The organism is Flavobacterium luteolum (assembly GCF_027111275.1).
Lineage (GTDB): Bacteria > Bacteroidota > Bacteroidia > Flavobacteriales > Flavobacteriaceae > Flavobacterium > Flavobacterium luteolum.
This window is the reverse complement of the sequence record NZ_CP114286.1, coordinates 3,995,754-4,011,965: the sequence shown is the minus strand read 5'-3', so window position 1 is coordinate 4,011,965 and position 16,212 is coordinate 3,995,754. Positions and strand designations below refer to the sequence as shown.

13 protein-coding genes and 2 pseudogenes are annotated in these 16,212 nt (G+C 33.3%); 13 read left to right on the top strand and 2 right to left on the bottom strand.

Translation table 11 applies throughout. The annotated features are described in order from the left end of the window. Positions 1–9: 9 nt before the first annotated feature. The 5 genes from OZP10_RS17190 to OZP10_RS17170 all read left to right on the top strand — a co-directional run bounded on the left by OZP10_RS17190 (position 10) and on the right by OZP10_RS17170 (position 5,735). Positions 10–960 carry a D-2-hydroxyacid dehydrogenase gene (locus tag OZP10_RS17190; RefSeq protein ID WP_281631972.1) on the top strand — a complete coding sequence of 317 codons (951 nt, stop codon included), beginning with the start codon at positions 10–12 and terminating at the stop codon, positions 958–960. Between the two features lie 101 nt (positions 961–1,061). Continuing rightward, entirely contained in the window at positions 1,062–1,625 is a 564-nt protein-coding gene (locus OZP10_RS17185; RefSeq protein WP_281631971.1) for a DUF937 domain-containing protein, read from the top strand. 201 nt (positions 1,626–1,826) lie between these two features. Further along, a complete protein-coding gene (locus OZP10_RS17180; protein ID WP_281631970.1) occupies positions 1,827–2,261 on the top strand; it encodes a DUF6146 family protein in 435 nt (144 codons plus the stop codon). Between the two features lie 31 nt (positions 2,262–2,292). After that, positions 2,293–2,595, top strand: a complete 303-nt coding sequence (locus OZP10_RS17175; RefSeq protein ID WP_281631969.1) for a DUF6787 family protein — start codon at positions 2,293–2,295, stop codon at positions 2,593–2,595. Between the two features lie 359 nt (positions 2,596–2,954). Further along, the gene (locus OZP10_RS17170; protein WP_281631968.1) at positions 2,955–5,735 is read left to right on the top strand and encodes a T9SS type A sorting domain-containing protein; all 2,781 of its coding nucleotides are present in this window, start codon (positions 2,955–2,957) and stop codon (positions 5,733–5,735) included. A gap of 36 nt (positions 5,736–5,771) precedes the next feature. Here OZP10_RS17170 and OZP10_RS17165 read toward each other — a convergent pair whose 3' ends face one another. Further along, on the bottom strand, positions 5,772–6,056 hold the full coding sequence (locus tag OZP10_RS17165; protein ID WP_281631967.1) for a hypothetical protein: 285 nt from the start codon (positions 6,054–6,056) through the stop codon (positions 5,772–5,774). A 222-nt stretch (positions 6,057–6,278) separates the two neighbouring features. Here OZP10_RS17165 and OZP10_RS17160 point away from each other — a divergent pair. The 5 genes and pseudogenes from OZP10_RS17160 to OZP10_RS17140 form a co-directional block, all read left to right on the top strand. Next, a pseudogene (locus OZP10_RS17160) lies at positions 6,279–6,491 on the top strand (ATP-binding cassette domain-containing protein); the annotation flags it as partial. A 216-nt stretch (positions 6,492–6,707) separates the two neighbouring features. Next, a pseudogene (locus tag OZP10_RS17155) lies at positions 6,708–7,157 on the top strand (ABC transporter ATP-binding protein); the annotation flags it as partial. Further along, entirely contained in the window at positions 7,157–8,854 is a 1,698-nt protein-coding gene (locus OZP10_RS17150; RefSeq protein WP_281631966.1) for an LIC_10190 family membrane protein, read from the top strand. The pseudogene OZP10_RS17155 and the gene OZP10_RS17150, both read left to right, overlap by 1 nt. Continuing rightward, positions 8,847–9,611 (top strand): TIGR02757 family protein, encoded by a 765-nt coding sequence (locus OZP10_RS17145; RefSeq protein WP_281631965.1) that lies wholly within the window; start codon positions 8,847–8,849, stop codon positions 9,609–9,611. The genes OZP10_RS17150 and OZP10_RS17145 overlap by 8 nt, the downstream gene beginning before the upstream one ends. A 102-nt stretch (positions 9,612–9,713) precedes the next feature. After that, the gene (locus OZP10_RS17140) at positions 9,714–11,060 is read left to right on the top strand and encodes a DEAD/DEAH box helicase (protein ID WP_281631964.1); all 1,347 of its coding nucleotides are present in this window, start codon (positions 9,714–9,716) and stop codon (positions 11,058–11,060) included. A 147-nt stretch (positions 11,061–11,207) separates the two neighbouring features. Here OZP10_RS17140 and OZP10_RS17135 read toward each other — a convergent pair whose 3' ends face one another. Continuing rightward, on the bottom strand, positions 11,208–12,320 hold the full coding sequence (locus OZP10_RS17135) for a lactonase family protein (RefSeq protein WP_281631963.1): 1,113 nt from the start codon (positions 12,318–12,320) through the stop codon (positions 11,208–11,210). 263 nt (positions 12,321–12,583) lie between these two features. On the opposite strand from OZP10_RS17135, the gene OZP10_RS17130 reads away from it, so the two are divergent. From OZP10_RS17130 to OZP10_RS17120, 3 genes are all read left to right on the top strand, one after another. Then, a complete protein-coding gene (locus tag OZP10_RS17130; RefSeq protein ID WP_281631962.1) occupies positions 12,584–14,512 on the top strand; it encodes a vWA domain-containing protein in 1,929 nt (642 codons plus the stop codon). A 69-nt stretch (positions 14,513–14,581) separates the two neighbouring features. Next, on the top strand, positions 14,582–15,832 hold the full coding sequence (locus OZP10_RS17125; protein ID WP_281631961.1) for a dihydroorotase: 1,251 nt from the start codon (positions 14,582–14,584) through the stop codon (positions 15,830–15,832). 4 nt (positions 15,833–15,836) lie between these two features. Continuing rightward, a complete protein-coding gene (locus OZP10_RS17120) occupies positions 15,837–16,163 on the top strand; it encodes a hypothetical protein (protein ID WP_281631960.1) in 327 nt (108 codons plus the stop codon). The last annotated feature ends 49 nt before the right edge of the window (positions 16,164–16,212 follow it).

The following is a 16,212-nucleotide window of genomic DNA, read 5'->3' as shown; positions in this document are numbered from 1 at the left end:
TAAAATACAATGAAAGTATTAGCAAATGATGGAATTTCTAAAAGCGGAATTCTAGCCTTAGAAAAAGGTGGTTTTGAAGTTATCACTACAAAAGTAGCTCAAGAACAAGTAGCCAACTATATAAACGAAAACAACATCGACGTAATTTTAGTTCGTAGTGCAACTAAAGTTCGTAAAGATATTATCGATGCTTGTCCTGGTATCAAAATCATCGGACGTGGTGGTGTTGGTATGGATAATATCGATGTGGATTATGCTAAAAGCAAAGGAATCCATGTAATTAATACTCCAGCTTCATCTTCAGAATCTGTTGCTGAATTGGTTTTTGGACACTTATTTTCTGGTGTTCGTTTCTTACATGATTCTAACAGAAATATGCCTCTTGAAGGAGATTCAAACTTTGATGGTTTGAAAAAAGCTTACGCAAACGGAACTGAATTAAGAGGAAAAACTTTAGGTATTGTTGGTATTGGTCGTATCGGACAAGCTACTGCAAAAATGGCTCTTGGTTTAGGAATGAAAGTTATCGCAGCTGATAGCTTTATTCCTGAAGTTGATGTAAAAGTTGAGTTTTTTGACGGACAGTCAATTACAACTAAAATCGTTTCTCAATCTTTAGAGTCTTTATTTAAAGAATCAGATTTCATTACATTACACGTTCCTGCTCAAAACGGATACATCATTGGAGAGAAAGAATTTGAAATCTTGAAAGATGGTGTTGGAATTGTAAACTGTGCTCGTGGTGGTGTTATTGATGAAGTAGCATTAGTAAAAGCTTTAGATTCTGGAAAAGTTGCTTTTGCTGGTTTAGACGTTTTTGAAAGCGAGCCAAAACCAGAAATGGCAATCTTAATGCACTCTAAAATCTCTTTGACTCCTCATATTGGAGCTGCAACTGGAGAAGCACAAGACAGAATTGGTACAGAATTAGCATCACAGATTATTACTTTGTTAAGCTAATTAACTATAATTAAAATACTTAAAGGGATTTATTAACACAGTTTAATAAATCCCTTTCTTTTTTTGTTTAAATTTGAGTTCTAATCTAAATCCTAAATATCATGTTTGAACAATTAACCCAATTAGTACAACAATATGGAGGTGATGCAGTTGTAAACAATTCTGCTGTTCCAAATGAACATAATGAAGCCGTAATTAACGAAACAAGCAGTTCTATTTTTGAAGGCTTAAAAAAGATTGTTTCTGAAGGAAACACAGATCAAATTGCCGGTTTATTCAGTGGAAGCTCATCTATTGATAGCAGTAATCCTGTTGTGCAACAGATTCAGCAGCAATTGAGCGGAAATCTTGGAGAAAAATTCGGATTAAGTAGTGCCGATTCAAATGGAGTTGCTTCCAACTTAATTCCGCAGATTTTAGGCTCTTTAGTAAATAAAGCAAAAGACCCAAACGATAACAGTTTTCAAATTTCAGATATTATAAACTCCATTTCAGGAAACAGCGGACAAGCTTCTGGAATAATGGATACCATTTCAAAATACGGAATGCAATTCGGCCTCGACCAAAATAACGACGGAAAAGTTGATGTTGCCGATGTTCTTGTAGTTACCAAAAGTAAAGGAGGAATTGCAGGTTTTATTGGAAAATTGTTTGGGAGTAAATAGTTAAGACACTAAGGTTCTAAGCTTCTAAGATACTAAGTTTTTAAAGCTGTTTGCTTCGCAAACAGCTTTTTACTTTTATGCACACAACCAAAAAGAAAGCTTAGAAACTTAGCACCTTAGAACCTTCAAAAGAATGTTAAACCTTTGTTACTTTGAACCTTTGCCTCTCTTAACCTAAAAAAAATATCGTAAATTTAGGCTATGAAAAAATGCATTTCCATATTAATTGTTTTACTTACTATTATTGCTTGTTCTTCTTCTTCTCAGAAGGTTGCAAGTACGGATAATGTCGCCGCAAAAAAAATAAGTGATACTGTCAGAATTGCAAATGATTCTCTTGAATACGAAGTAATAATTATTGACAACGGATTTAGCAATTGGCTTGTTTCCAGAGCCTACCCTCGAAATTATCATTCATTACAATATCTTGAAAACAAAAACATTTTATATGTTACAGAATGGAATAATCGTGTTTTACAGCCACAGCGTTATAACCCAAATTTGTATGAAATGTCAATAGATTATCGTCCAGACATTCATTATGGCTACGAAGTAAATTACTTAATTTACAATTACATGATTTATTTTCAAAATACTTACAAACAAAAGCTTTGGGGTTATGTTCCATCAAGATAATACACTATATTTGTAATCATTACAAATAGCAATGAACAGATTAAAAAAGCGTTGGGGAATCACCTCCAATTTACAAGCCGTAATTATACTTATCGTTTTTGCCATCACAGGATCGGCATCTGCTTGGCTGTCTAAACCTTTCTGCGTTTGGCTAGGAATTACTAAAGAAGATTTTGGAGGTTGGTTTACACTTATCCGCCTTATTATTATCTTTCCAATTTATCAGGTTTTATTGGTAGCCATCGGAACAATTTTTGGACAGTTCAAATTCTTTTGGAACTTCGAAAAGAAAATGCTTAAAAATATGGGACTTGGATTTTTATTTAAAGATTAACCTTCCTCTTCTTCTCTTTTAAATTTCAAAAACTGTTCTGGTTAAGATTTTCCTTCATTCTTATTTTTTAATTCCTTTTCATTTTCTTCAATTAATTATATTTTATAAGCTTTATTTTGATCAATCCCTATATTTATCAGATATCGAGTATTAAAAAAATTATCGCAAAAGAAGAGAATACTATTGTTTTTAGCTAGATTTCACAATAATGCATCAAGCAGAACAGCATTGTGCAGGATGGTTTTATTTTAAGTAATAATAAACTTTACAATAGTCGAAATTAATTATTCATAACTGACAATCAGTCTTTTAATTTCTTCGACATAAATTATTGCTTACTAACCAAACCACAATTTGACATGCTGAAAAATTACTTAAAACTCTCCGTAGTAGCGGCAGTAATCTGCCTAATTACTCCGGTAAACAAAATTTTTGCCCAAAATCCGGTTGTAAAAATTGATTTTGATCAGTCAGGAAGACCTAAAGCAGAAGTAAACGACCCTGATTATACCGCTTGGGTAATCGCTTCTGGCAACACTAGCGCCTATACTGAAAATGGAGTTACATTTACCATTACTCGCGTTGGAAACAACGGAGATGCTTTAGGAACCAACTGGTATAAAGCGGGAATTCAGGCTCCTTACTATGCCAGATTGGTCTGTGACGGACTTACAGTAAAAGGCACGACCGCAAATCTAGGTGCTCAAATCGAACTTAAAATAAGCGGTTTAGCTACAGGAGAACATACATTATTAACTTTCTTCAACAACGTTGACAGCCCAACGACAAGTACCTTCAGTCCAATTGATATTTCTGTTAATGGAAATTTGGTAGTTGATAATCTAATTCCGACCGTAAGAGCTACAAAAACTGCCGATGCAGCATCTAGTTATTTAAAATTTCAAGCTACGACAGGAAACGATGTTGTAATTCTAATCGCCGCAGAAACTTCAGGAACAGAAAGTGTTAAAAACTTCATCTTTAATGGTTTTGAATTAAATACACCTAATATTTCGCATCAAGCAACAAATCCGGATCCGAAACAAAACGACGAACATGTAGAATTAACATCTACTGGGAAATTATTGCAATGGACTGTCGGTTCTGGTGCTGTTTCTCATAATGTCTATTTTGGAACAGACCAAACAGCTGTTGACAATGCTACAACATCTTCTCCAGAATTCAAAGGAAATCAAGCTCTAGCCAACAATTCTTATCAAGTAAATGGATTATATACAGGCGCAACTTATTATTGGCGTATTGACGAAGTTTTAGCAAACGGAGTTGAAAAGGGAAATGTTTGGCGTTTTCGTCCAGCCCAACTCGCTTTCCCTGATGCTGAAGGATATGGCCGTTTTGCACGTGGAGGACGTGGCGGAAAAGTAGTGGCTGTAACTAATCTCAATGACAGCGGTCCAGGAAGTTTTCGCGAAGCTGTTACAAATGATATTGGTCCAAGAACAATTGTTTTTAATACTTCTGGAGTCATTCAATTGCAATCTCGACTTGTTTTAAGCCAGCCTTACGTAACTGTAGCTGGACAAACTGCACCAGGAAAAGGAATTTGTATTCGTTCTGCTCCTTTTGGCGTGACAGGAAATGATGCCGTCGTGCAAAATCTAAGAGTTAGAATTGGCGCTGGACCAACTTATGACGGAATGGGACTTACAGGAGCTGATAATAGCATCATTGATCATTGCTCTATTAGTTGGACGATTGATGAATCTTTCAGTTCAAGATCTGGGAAAAATATAACTCTTCAAAGAACACTTATTTCTGAAGCTCTAAATGCAGCAAATCACCAAAATTACCCAGCAGGAACAGAACACGGTTATGCTGCCACAATTGGCGGCGATATAGGAAGTTTTCATCATAATCTATTAGCACATTGTTATGGTAGAAATTGGAGTCTTGGTGGCGGATTAGACGGCAGTGGCGCTTATACAGGACGAATGGATATTACCAATAATGTGGTTTACAACTGGGGAGGAAGAACAACTGACGGAGGAACAAAAGAAGTTAATTTCGTAAACAACTATTATAAACCTGGAGCTGGATCAAAAATATTCGTTGCTTTCAATCAGCAAAATGAAGGCGTTGGAACAGGAATGCAGCGATGCTATTTTAACGGAAATGTAATGCCCGGATATTTCGATGAGAACAATCAAACCCTTGGAAGAAAAGCCTCAGGCAATACAGTTCCCTACGATAACTTCGTCAATACACCATTTTTTCCTTCTTATGTAACTACCCAATCTGCAAAAAATGCATATAAAATTGTTCTTTCTGATGTTGGATGCACACAGCCTGAATTTGATGATCATGATCAGCGAATCATCTCAGAAACATTAAACGGAACATATTCTGCAGTTGGAAGCGTAACAGGAAAACCTGGATTCCCTGATAATGAAGCTGATGCTGGAGGTTTTGAAAGTTATCCAACAGAAGTTAGAGATTCAAATTGGGACTCAGATCAGGACGGACTGCCAAATTGGTGGGAAAACATCATTGGAACAAATGTAAACTCTGCAATTGGAGATTTCTCAGACGCTAACGCAGATCCTGATTTAGATGGTTATACCAATCTAGACAAATATTTACAATGGATGTCTTTGCCTCATTACGAATCTCCAAACGGAAACAAAATAGACATCAATATTCAAAAATTATCTAGAGGTTTTACAAATGGTGTTTCTTATGCAATTTCAAATGCAATAAACGGAAACGCAACTCTAAATACTAATGTTGTTGCCTTTACTCCTGCTTCAAACGGATTGTGCTCTTTTGAATTTACTGTAACCGATTCTGAAGGAGGAACTATGAAAAGAAAAGTAAACGTCATTAGCGGACAAAGTTTAACTTTGGGAACAGACGATAGTATTAAAGAAAATAAAAATAATGCTTTTAACGTTTGGCCAATTCCAAGTAAAGGAACTTTCTCAGTACTGATTGAGAGCGAAGAAACAGAAGTTTCAGATTTAAAAATCTATGATCTTTTTGGAAAAGAATTGCTAAAGCAAAAAATTAGAGGAAACACACAAGAGAATATTCAATTACACTCAAAAGGAGTTTTCTTGATTAAAGTCGTAAATCCTCAGACAAAGAAAACACAATATGTGAAGAAAATCATTGTGCAATAGCAACATACAGAAAAAGACGGCTTTGAGCCGTCTTTTTTATTTTTTCTGAAAAAAATAAGTATAAATCCACGTCAAAGTGAAAGACGGGATCACATCAGTAAACGGAATAATCTCTTCCAGAAAAGTTAAAACCCCGGCAACCTTACCTACTCTTCCTTTATACATTCTTGCCATTATAATACCAGCAATTGGCGCCCAGATAACATCTGAAAACTCGCCTAGAAACGGGATCGAAAAAGAAATCATACCAATTCCGTCCAAAACCAACCCGATAAGCAGTTTTGACATTCTATCATCTTCTGCAACTTCTAAATCTTGCATAACACATTCACTTTTAAGTTAATCGAAATTAAAAATAATTCTGCAAAGTAGTTTTACTTATTTATTAAATTTAATTTCCAAGATTCCCATATCAATTTATGTACCGATTTTAGAAAAGTCACTCCGCTCTTTTTGAATTTGGATTTTTACATATTGGAATTTGATTTTTAGAATTTGATTTTGACCATAATCTTCGTTTCTTTGTAAAAACAGTTTCACTACATGATACACGCAAAAAACATACATAAATTCTACGACAAACTTGAAGTTTTAAAAGGAGTTGATTTACATATTAAAAAAGGCGAAATTGTTTCTATAGTTGGAGCTTCGGGTGCTGGTAAAACTACTTTATTGCAGATTTTAGGAACTCTTGATAAACCAGACCATAACCCAGATTCATCTCTAACCATCAATGGTAAAAATGTTTTAGAACTGCAAGACATCAAAAACGATAATTCAAATCAGAAAAAAGCCTTCAAAATCATTACTTGGTTAGGAGTCTTTTATTTCGTTTTATTGGCAGTGTTTGTATTGTTTTTTAGAAGTAAAATAGAAAACAACATTTTCGGCTATGGTACTTGGACAATAATTCTCATACCTTCTCTTCTATTATTTTTTTACTATAATCGTTACTTCAAAAAGAAAAGCAAGCAAGACAAAGTTTTATCTGATTTTAGAAACTTGAATTTAGGTTTCATTTTTCAATTTCATCAGCTATTGCCTGAATTTACAGCTTTAGAAAACGTTTGTATTCCGGCTCATATTGCAGGAAAAAAAACAGCCGAAACGGAAGAAGAAGCAAGAAAACTCCTTTCTTATCTCGGACTTTCACATAGAATCAATCATAAACCTAGCGAACTTTCGGGCGGAGAACAGCAGCGTGTAGCAGTTGCAAGGGCTTTAATCAATAAACCAGATGTCATTTTTGCAGACGAACCTTCGGGAAATCTGGACACACATTCTGCCGAAAACTTGCATCAATTATTTTTTCAGCTTCGAGACGAATTCGGACAAACTTTTGTAATTGTAACCCACAACGAAGAATTAGCTAATATGGCCGATAGAAAATTAGTAATGTCCGACGGACAAATTCTTAATTAATGATTCTAATTGCGATTAGCTGGATATATATTTTATTTACAACCATTAATTTAGGTTTTGGTTTGGATAAGATACTAAACCTCAATACTAAAAATTTTGTAATTACTTCTATCCTAGGATTATTTTCAGCAACTATTCTTGCAAGCATTTGGGCTATTTTTGGAAGAATTAATATTGAATTTCATATCGTTTTATTACTTCTGAATGTTTTTTTATTGCTGAAATTTTACAATCAGATTATTAATGTTTATAAGTCATTTTTATTAGAATTACAGCAGTTACAAAAAAGCTTACAAATTATTCTAACTGTTATTTCAGTTCTTATTATTTTACAATGTTCTTCAATTCCTTTTGTAATTGATAATGAATCCTATTATATTCAAACTATAAAATGGCTTAACGAATATGGCTTTGTAAAAGGACTTGTAAATCTTCATTTATTTTATGGACAGACAAGCGGTTGGCATATTACGCAAAGTGTTTTTAGCTTTTCTTTTTTATACAAAAATTTTAATGATTTAAGTGGCTTTTGCTTATTATTAGGAAATGTATTTTCTATTCAAAAACTCAACGAATACAACAAAAATGACAATAAAAACTATTTACTAGTCGGATTACTGCCTTTATTCAATATTTTCTTTTTTCAATTCATAAGTGCGCCTTCCCCAGATATTCCCGTTTATGTTTTTTCATTTATTCTGTTCTTCTATTTCTTAGAAAATTTTAAAAACACAAATTCTGAAACTTTCAATCTTATTTTAATACTTGTTCTGTTTCTGCTTTATATAAAAAATACGACTTTAACTTTTGCTGTAATCCCAATTATTCTTTTGGGTTATCATTTTAGCTCACTTTCAAAAAAACTGCTAAAACCAGCGATGCTCACCATTTTGATTGCCGCTCTTTTTATAATAAAAAATATGATTATCTGCGGGTCGCCAATTTTTCCTTCAAAGATTAATTCTTTTACAGCAGATTATGCAATTCCGAATGTAATACAAGATTTTTATTACGATCAGGTTAAGTACTATGGCTTTTTTGTAAGTGCAGCACAATACAATAAAATGACTCTTGCCGAATTATTTTTACATTGGCTCTCTATGCCAAAATTGCACGGGTTATTCAATAAAATAAGTGTTTTTTTAATACTGATTGTGCCTTTTTTCATTTATAAATACCAAAACAAAAAAGCGCTTTGGATTCTTTATTTTGTAATGGTCTTACAATTACTCCTATTAGGATTGACTTCGCCTCAGTATCGATTCTTTATGAACTTTATATTGTTTTTTTCCCTCTTTTGTTTTACATGTATTTTTTATGGCAAAAATACAATCAAATATTTTCTCATCGCATCCCTTTTTCCAACTTGCATTGTACTGTTTTTCTCTGTAAATCTTAATGGATTTTCCAGTCATAAATTCATGTTGAAAATCAGCAATTTTTCCATAAAAAATATTTTTTTTCCGTATCAAAACTCAAAAAGCAACACTACCTTTGAATCTATTCAGTTAGGAAATCTAAAATATAATTCTCCTGTAAAAAATAATTTTTTCTGGGCAAATGGTAATGGTGGGCTTCCTTGTGTTGACAAACAGCAACTGGATTATTTTGAAAAATATTATCATATTATTCCGCAAATGCGCACCAATAATTTAAAAGACGGATTTTACGCCAAAGACCTTACTAAAAATGAATAGTACAGAACTCAAAGAATTTCTAGACGAAAAAGTCATCCAATATAATAATCAGGATTTTATAGAAAGTGATCCTGTTCAAATTCCGCATATCTTTACTCAAAAAGAAGATATTGAAATTGCTGGTTTTCTTAGTGCTTCTATTGCTTGGGGAAACCGTAAAATGATTATTAAGAATTCGCATAAAATGATGGAATTAATGGGAAACACACCTTACGATTTCGTTATGTCACATTCCGATGAAGACTTGGCAAGACTAGAAACTTTTGTACACAGAACCTTTAACGGACATGATTTTGCAGGTTTCATAAAAGGCCTAAAACATATCTACGAAAATCACAACGGACTAGAATCTGTTTTTGCTAAAAATCAGGAAAAAGACAGTCTACAGAAAAGTATAAGTGAATTCAAAAAAATATTCTTCGAAACAGATCATTTAGCTCGAACTCAGAAACATATTTCAGATCCGTTAAACAATTCAGCGGCAAAAAAAATCAACATGTATCTGCGATGGATGGTGCGTCAAGACACAAAAGGAGTCGATTTGGGAATTTGGAAAAGCATTTCACCATCTGTTTTATCCTGTCCTCTTGACGTTCATTCTGGAAATGTTGCTCGAAAACTTGGAATTCTTTCGCGAAAGCAAAATGATGCTAAAGCTTTATTGGAATTAGATACCAAATTAAGAAAAATGGATGCCCAAGATCCTGTAAAATACGATTTTGCTTTGTTTGGATTAGGAGTTTTTGAAGGATTTTAATATTGAAAATTAAACAGTTAGATTAATAAATTATCAGATGATTTTAAGAATTTGATAAACAAACCATGAATTTAACGTACATTTGCACAAAATTTAAAGCAAATGAGCACTTTCGAAAAATTTAATCTTCCAAAATCATTACAAAAAGCAGTTGACGAATTAGGATTTGTTACGCCTACTCCTATTCAAGAAAAATCTTTTTCTGTAATCATGTCTGGTCGTGATATGATGGGAATTGCACAAACCGGAACCGGTAAAACATTTGCTTATTTACTACCTCTTTTAAAGCTGTACAAATTTACACATACCAATACCCCAAAAATCGTAATCCTTGTGCCAACCCGCGAATTAGTAGTTCAGGTGGTTGAAGAAGTAGAAAAATTGACTACATATATGTCGGTTAAAACTTTAGGTATTTACGGAGGCGTAAACATAAATACACAGAAAAAAGCCGTTTACGAAGGTGTTGACATTTTAGTTGGAACTCCTGGACGTACTATGGACTTAGCTCTTGATGCCGTAGTTCGCTTTGACGAAACACAAAAACTGGTTATCGACGAGTTTGACGAAATGCTAAATTTAGGTTTCAGACCACAGCTAACTTCGCTTTTTGCAATGATGAAAACAAAACGTCAAAATATTCTATTCTCGGCAACGATGACAGATGAAGTTGATGATCTTTTAAATGATTATTTTGATTTTCCTGAAGAAGTAACATTAGCACCATCAGGAACTCCTCTTGAGAAAATTACTCAGATTACCTATAATGTTCCGAATTTCAATACCAAAGTAAATCTTTTAAAGCACTTACTAGAAACTGACGAAAGTATGAGTCGTATTCTAGTTTTTGTAAACAACAAAAAGATTTCAGATATGCTTTTCAATCGTATTGATGAGCTTTTTGACGGACAATTTGGTGTAATTCACTCTAATAAATCTCAAAATTATCGTTTGAGTACAATGGCTGAATTCCAAGAAGGAAATCTTCGTGGTTTAATTACAACCGATGTTATGGCGAGAGGTTTGGATATTTCTAATATTACACACGTAATCAACTTTGAACTTCCAGAAGAACCAGAGCTTTACATGCACAGAATTGGTCGTACAGGACGTGCAGACGCAACAGGAACAGCAATCAGTTTTGTTACTCCAAGAGAAGAAGAATTCAAAATAGCAACAGAACTTTTAATGGATCAGGAACTTAAAATCGCTGATTTCCCTGAAGAAGTAGAAATTTCAGAAAAGCTTATTGAAGCTGAAAAAGATAAATTACCAAGAAAGTTTTTAATGAAAAAACCGAAACTAGAAGGTGACGGCGCTTTTCACGAAAAATCTAAAAAGAACCAAAAAGTCAATCTTGGCGGGCCTTCAAAAACAAAAAAGAAAACACATGGTTCTGTTAACAGAAATATGCTGAAGACGAGAAATGAAAAGAAGAAGAAAAAATAATTTTTTTTTAGATGCTAAGCTACTAAGTTGCTAAGGTTCTAAGTTTTTTATATAACACTAAAAAAGGGTAAAGATTCTTTGAATCTTTACCCTTTTTTATTAAAAGCTTAGAAGCTTAGCATCTCAGCACCTTAGAACCTTTTTTAACTAAATTTTCGTAAACAACAGCCCAACTGGCGAGCACATCTGGATTCGTCTTCCAGTGTCTGTAATTTTTCCTGTTGCTATATCTCTCTTAAAAATAACTATATCATTAGTATATTGATGTCCTACTAAAAGATAATTTCCTGTTGGATCAATTGCAAAATCGCGTGGACCTTTTCCTAAAGTGCTTTGCTGCTCTACCAATTCTAAAGCTCCTGTTTTAAGAATTTTGTAAACTGAAATAGCATTGGCATCTACACGGTCTGAAACATATAAAAAGTTTCCGTCAGGCGAAAGTTTAATTGCCGCTGCTCCTGTTCCTCCTTTAAAATCTTTTGGAAGGATACTTGTTTCTGCAACTACTTTTAAACTTCCCGTTTTATCCCAACTTAATGTTGTTAAAGTTCCATCCAATTCCTGAACCAAATACACAAATTTTCCGTCTTTACTGAAAGTTAAATGTCTTGGTCCGCTTCCTGGTTTTACATCAACACTTCCTTTTAAAGTCAGAATTTCATTTTTTGCAGTTGGATTGTATTTGTAAATAAACACTTTATCCAAACCTAAATCATTTGACAATACAAACTTTTTGTCTGGAGAAAACATAACCATGTGCACGTGAGCTTTTTCCTGACGTGCTGCATTTGGTCCTTTTCCTTCATGCTGAATCAACTGCTGAACTTCTGTAATACTTCCGTCTGGATTTTTCTTAAAAACAGCAATACTTCCGCCAGAATAATTGGCAGCAATTACATTTTTATCATCATTTATTAAGTGGCAAGGATCTGCCCCTAAAGCATCATTTTTATTCAAAAGATTGATCTTTCCAGCTTGCGAATCATATGAAAAAGCACTTACTGTACTTTGAGTTCCATTTTCGTTTACGGCATAAATAAACTTATTATCTGCTGAAACCGACAAATAACTCGGACTTACAACATTCTCTGAAGATCCCTTCAATTTATAATCTCCTGTCGAAGCATCAAAATCGTACACATAAATTCCGTTGCTTTGACAAGTATTGGTATAAGTTCCAACCAATAAATTGAATTTATTTTGAGCTTTAACCGCAGTTAATGATAAAGCCGAAAATAATACTAGATATATTTTTTTCATAGTTTATTTTTATTTTTTTTGAATTAGCTAAAATAAGCAATAATATCTGCTTGAAGGAACTCCTAAGTTACAAAGAAATTACAAAAGTTACATTTTTTGATATTTTTTTAGAACCGTGTAAGTTCATATAAGTTATGTAAGTCTTTATTTGCTATTTCCTTATAATCTCTATATGAACTTATATGGTTTAAATAATTTTAATTTGTATTTTTGACCTGCATCTTCGCGAAAAACAAAACGTAGTGAAGTAAATCGAAGCCAGAATGCATTTTAAACATCCCGAAATTCTATACTTTCTGTTTTTATTGATTGTTCCAATTTTGGTTCACTTATTTCAATTAAGACGATTTAAAACTTCCTATTTCACCAACGTCCGATTTTTAAAAGAGCTTGCTATTCAGACTCGTAAAAGCTCTAAAATTAAAAAGCGTCTTTTATTAGCGACACGTTTACTGTTGCTTACCTGTGCCATTATTGCGTTTGCACAGCCTTTTTTTGAAGCTGCCGACAGTAAGAACGCTTCAAATGAGATGTATATTGTATTGGATAATTCTTTCAGTATGCAGGCAAAAGGCAAAAAGGGAGAATTACTAAAAAGAGCCGTTCAAGAATTACTTGAAAACACTCCAGAAAACACTCAGTTTTCACTTTTAACCAACACCGAAAACTTCTGGAATACCGATATTAAATCGTCTAAGAGCGCTTTACAAAACTTAAAATACAGCGCTTCTCCTTTTGATCTTTCAGCAATTACAGCCAAAATTAAAGCACACAAATCGGCTCATAAAAAAGACATTGTCATTATCACCGATGCTGTTGGTTTAAAAGAAGCAGCTATTAAAACTATAGATTTCGACGAAAAACCATACTTCATAGTTCCTGAAGCAGAACAAAAAAACAATGTTTCAATTGACAGCGTCTACATCAATCAAACTTTAGAAAACTTCTACGAAATTGGCATCAATTTATCAGCTTATGGCGAAGATTTCAAACCTGTTTCAACGGCACTTTACAATCAAAACAAACTGATTGCCAAAACTATTGTCAATTTTGATACGAAGAAAAAGAAAATCAATTTTACCATTCCGAAAGAAGCTTTTCACGGATATGTACTAATTGAAGACAACGGTCTTACTTACGACAACAAATTATTTTTTAGCATTTCAAAAAACAAAAAAACAAACGTTATCAGTATTGGCGAACCCGAAAAAAGCAATTTCTTGTCGAGAATTTATACTTCAGCAGAATTCAATTATAACAACTACTCAATTAGTGCTTTAGATTATAATAGTTTAGAAAAGCAAAATACTATTATTCTAAATGAATTAATTGATATTCCGCAAGCACTACAAACCACTTTGAAAGCTTTTGTTTCTAAAGGCGGAAATTTAGTTGTGATTCCGTCTGAGAAAACTTCTCTTTCTAGCTTAAATGCATTATTGGGGAATTTCGGAAAAATTCAATTTGGAAATTTAGAGACCAACGCTAAATTGATTACTAAAATTAATTTTGATCATCCCTTGTTTTCGGGCGTTTTCGAAAACAAAATAACCAATTTCCAATATCCTAAAGTAAATAGTTCATTTGCCGTTTCGAGTTCTTATCCTGCCGTTCTTTCGTTTGAAGATCAAACCGCTTTTGTAACTACTGTTCAAAATCAGGTTTCTGGAATAACGGTTTTTACAGCACCAATAAACAGTGCCAACTCAAATTTTCAGCAATCGCCTTTAATTGTTCCGTTATTTTATAAAATCGCTCAAAACAATCAAAAAACTGGTGTAAATGCTTTAACAATTGGAAATAATCAGCCTTATTTTGTTGACGTTTTATTGACTAAAGATGCTATTTTGGAAGTAAAAGGAACAGACGATTCGTTTATTCCGATTCAGCAGATTTTAAATAATAAAGTCAAATTAACCTTTAATGATTTCCCTGAAACAGCTGGAAATTATAGTGTTTTCGATAAAAAAGAATGGGTTGAAAACATTAGTTTTAATTACAAAAGAACCGAAAGTGATTTGAGTCAAGTAAACACTAATGTAGTTTCTGATTTCAAAACAGCCGATACCATTTCAACTATTTTTAATACACTACAAACAGAACGAACTGACAGCCAAATTTGGAAATGGTTTGTTATCTTTGCACTGTTATTTTTAGCATTAGAAATGGCAATTATAAAATTTGTGAAATAGAATTTGCGCTTCTTTTAAAGGCATTTTACTTTTTACAAAAATCATTTTACGACAAAAAAATATCTACATATGAAACTAATCATCAAAAGCGCCAAAATTATCGACTCAAAAAGTCCGTTTCACAATCAGACCGTTGATCTTTTAATTGCGGATGGTGTAATAGAAAAAATAGGCGTTTCGCTTCCAAATGACGATGCAGAAGTGGTACGATTTGACGATCTTCATGTTTCTCAAGGATGGTTTGACAGCAGTGTTTCTCTTGGAGAACCTGGCTATGAAGACAGAGAAACGATCGCAAACGGACTGAACGTGGCAGCAAAAAGTGGATTTACAGCAATTGCATTACAGCCGAATTCGTTGCCAATTATTGACAATCAGTCACAAGTAAATTTTGTAAAAAATAAAGCAAATGGTTTTGCAACAGAAATTTTCCCAATAGGCGCTTTAACAAAAGCCAGTGAAGGAAAAGACATGGCAGAGCTTTTTGATATGAAAAACTCGGGAGCAATCGCTTTTGGAGATTATAACAAAAGTATTGACAATGCTAATATTCTTAAAATCGCTTTACAATATGTACAAGATTTTGACGGATTGGTAATTGCTTACTCTCAAGACCCAAACATTAAAGGAAATGGAGTTGCTAATGAAGGAATTGTTTCTACAAGATTAGGTTTAAAAGGAATTCCAAACCTAGCCGAAGAACTGCAAATTTCAAGAAACTTATTTTTACTGGAATATACTGGAGGAAAACTTCATATTCCGACAATTTCTACAGCAAAATCGGTTGAATTGATTAGAGAAGCGAAAGCGAAAGGTTTAAACGTAACTTGCAGTGCATCTGTACATCATTTGGTTTTAACTGATGAAAAACTGGACGGATTTGATACTCGTTTTAAAGTTACTCCGCCATTAAGGACAGAAGTTGATAGACAAGCTTTGCTTAACGGAATTGCTGACGGAACAATCGACATGATTACTTCAGACCACAACCCAATTGATATTGAATTCAAAAAAATGGAATTTGATACTGCCAAAAACGGAACAATTGGTTTAGAAAGTGCTTTTGGAGCTTTATTGACAGTTTTACCTGTAGAAACGATTGTAGCAAAATTAACTGCTGCAAGAAACGTTTTTGGTTTACAAAACAATGTTATCGAAGAAGGTGCAAAAGCAAACTTAACTTTGTTTGCAACAGAAGGAAAATCAATTTTTACAAAAGAAAACATTCTTTCAAAATCTAAAAATTCTGCTTTTTTAGGAACTGAACTTAAAGGTTCTGTGTATGGAATTTTAAATCAAAATCAATTAGTTACAAAATAATAAAATGAATAATTCAGTCGAAGAAGGAAAACCAATTGCTATTACAAGTTACATTCTTATCATTGGTGTTTTAATCGCCATGAGTATGAACTCTGAAAACAAAAACAGTTTTGCTTCTTTTCATATCCGTCAGGCTTTAGGCTTATCTTTAACCTTTATTTCTTTAGGAGCAATCATTAGCAATTTTGATAGTTTCTTCATTACTTTCCCAATGTGGATCTGTATTTCAATTCTTTGGACTTTCGGAATCTTTAATGCCATTCAAGGACAAATGAGACCAATTCCGTTAGTTGGAAATTTATTTCAAAAATGGTTTAAAAAGATTGGTTAATTTTTAAGAACCAAATTCTAAACTAAAAACGTCAAAAACTTTGTCAAAG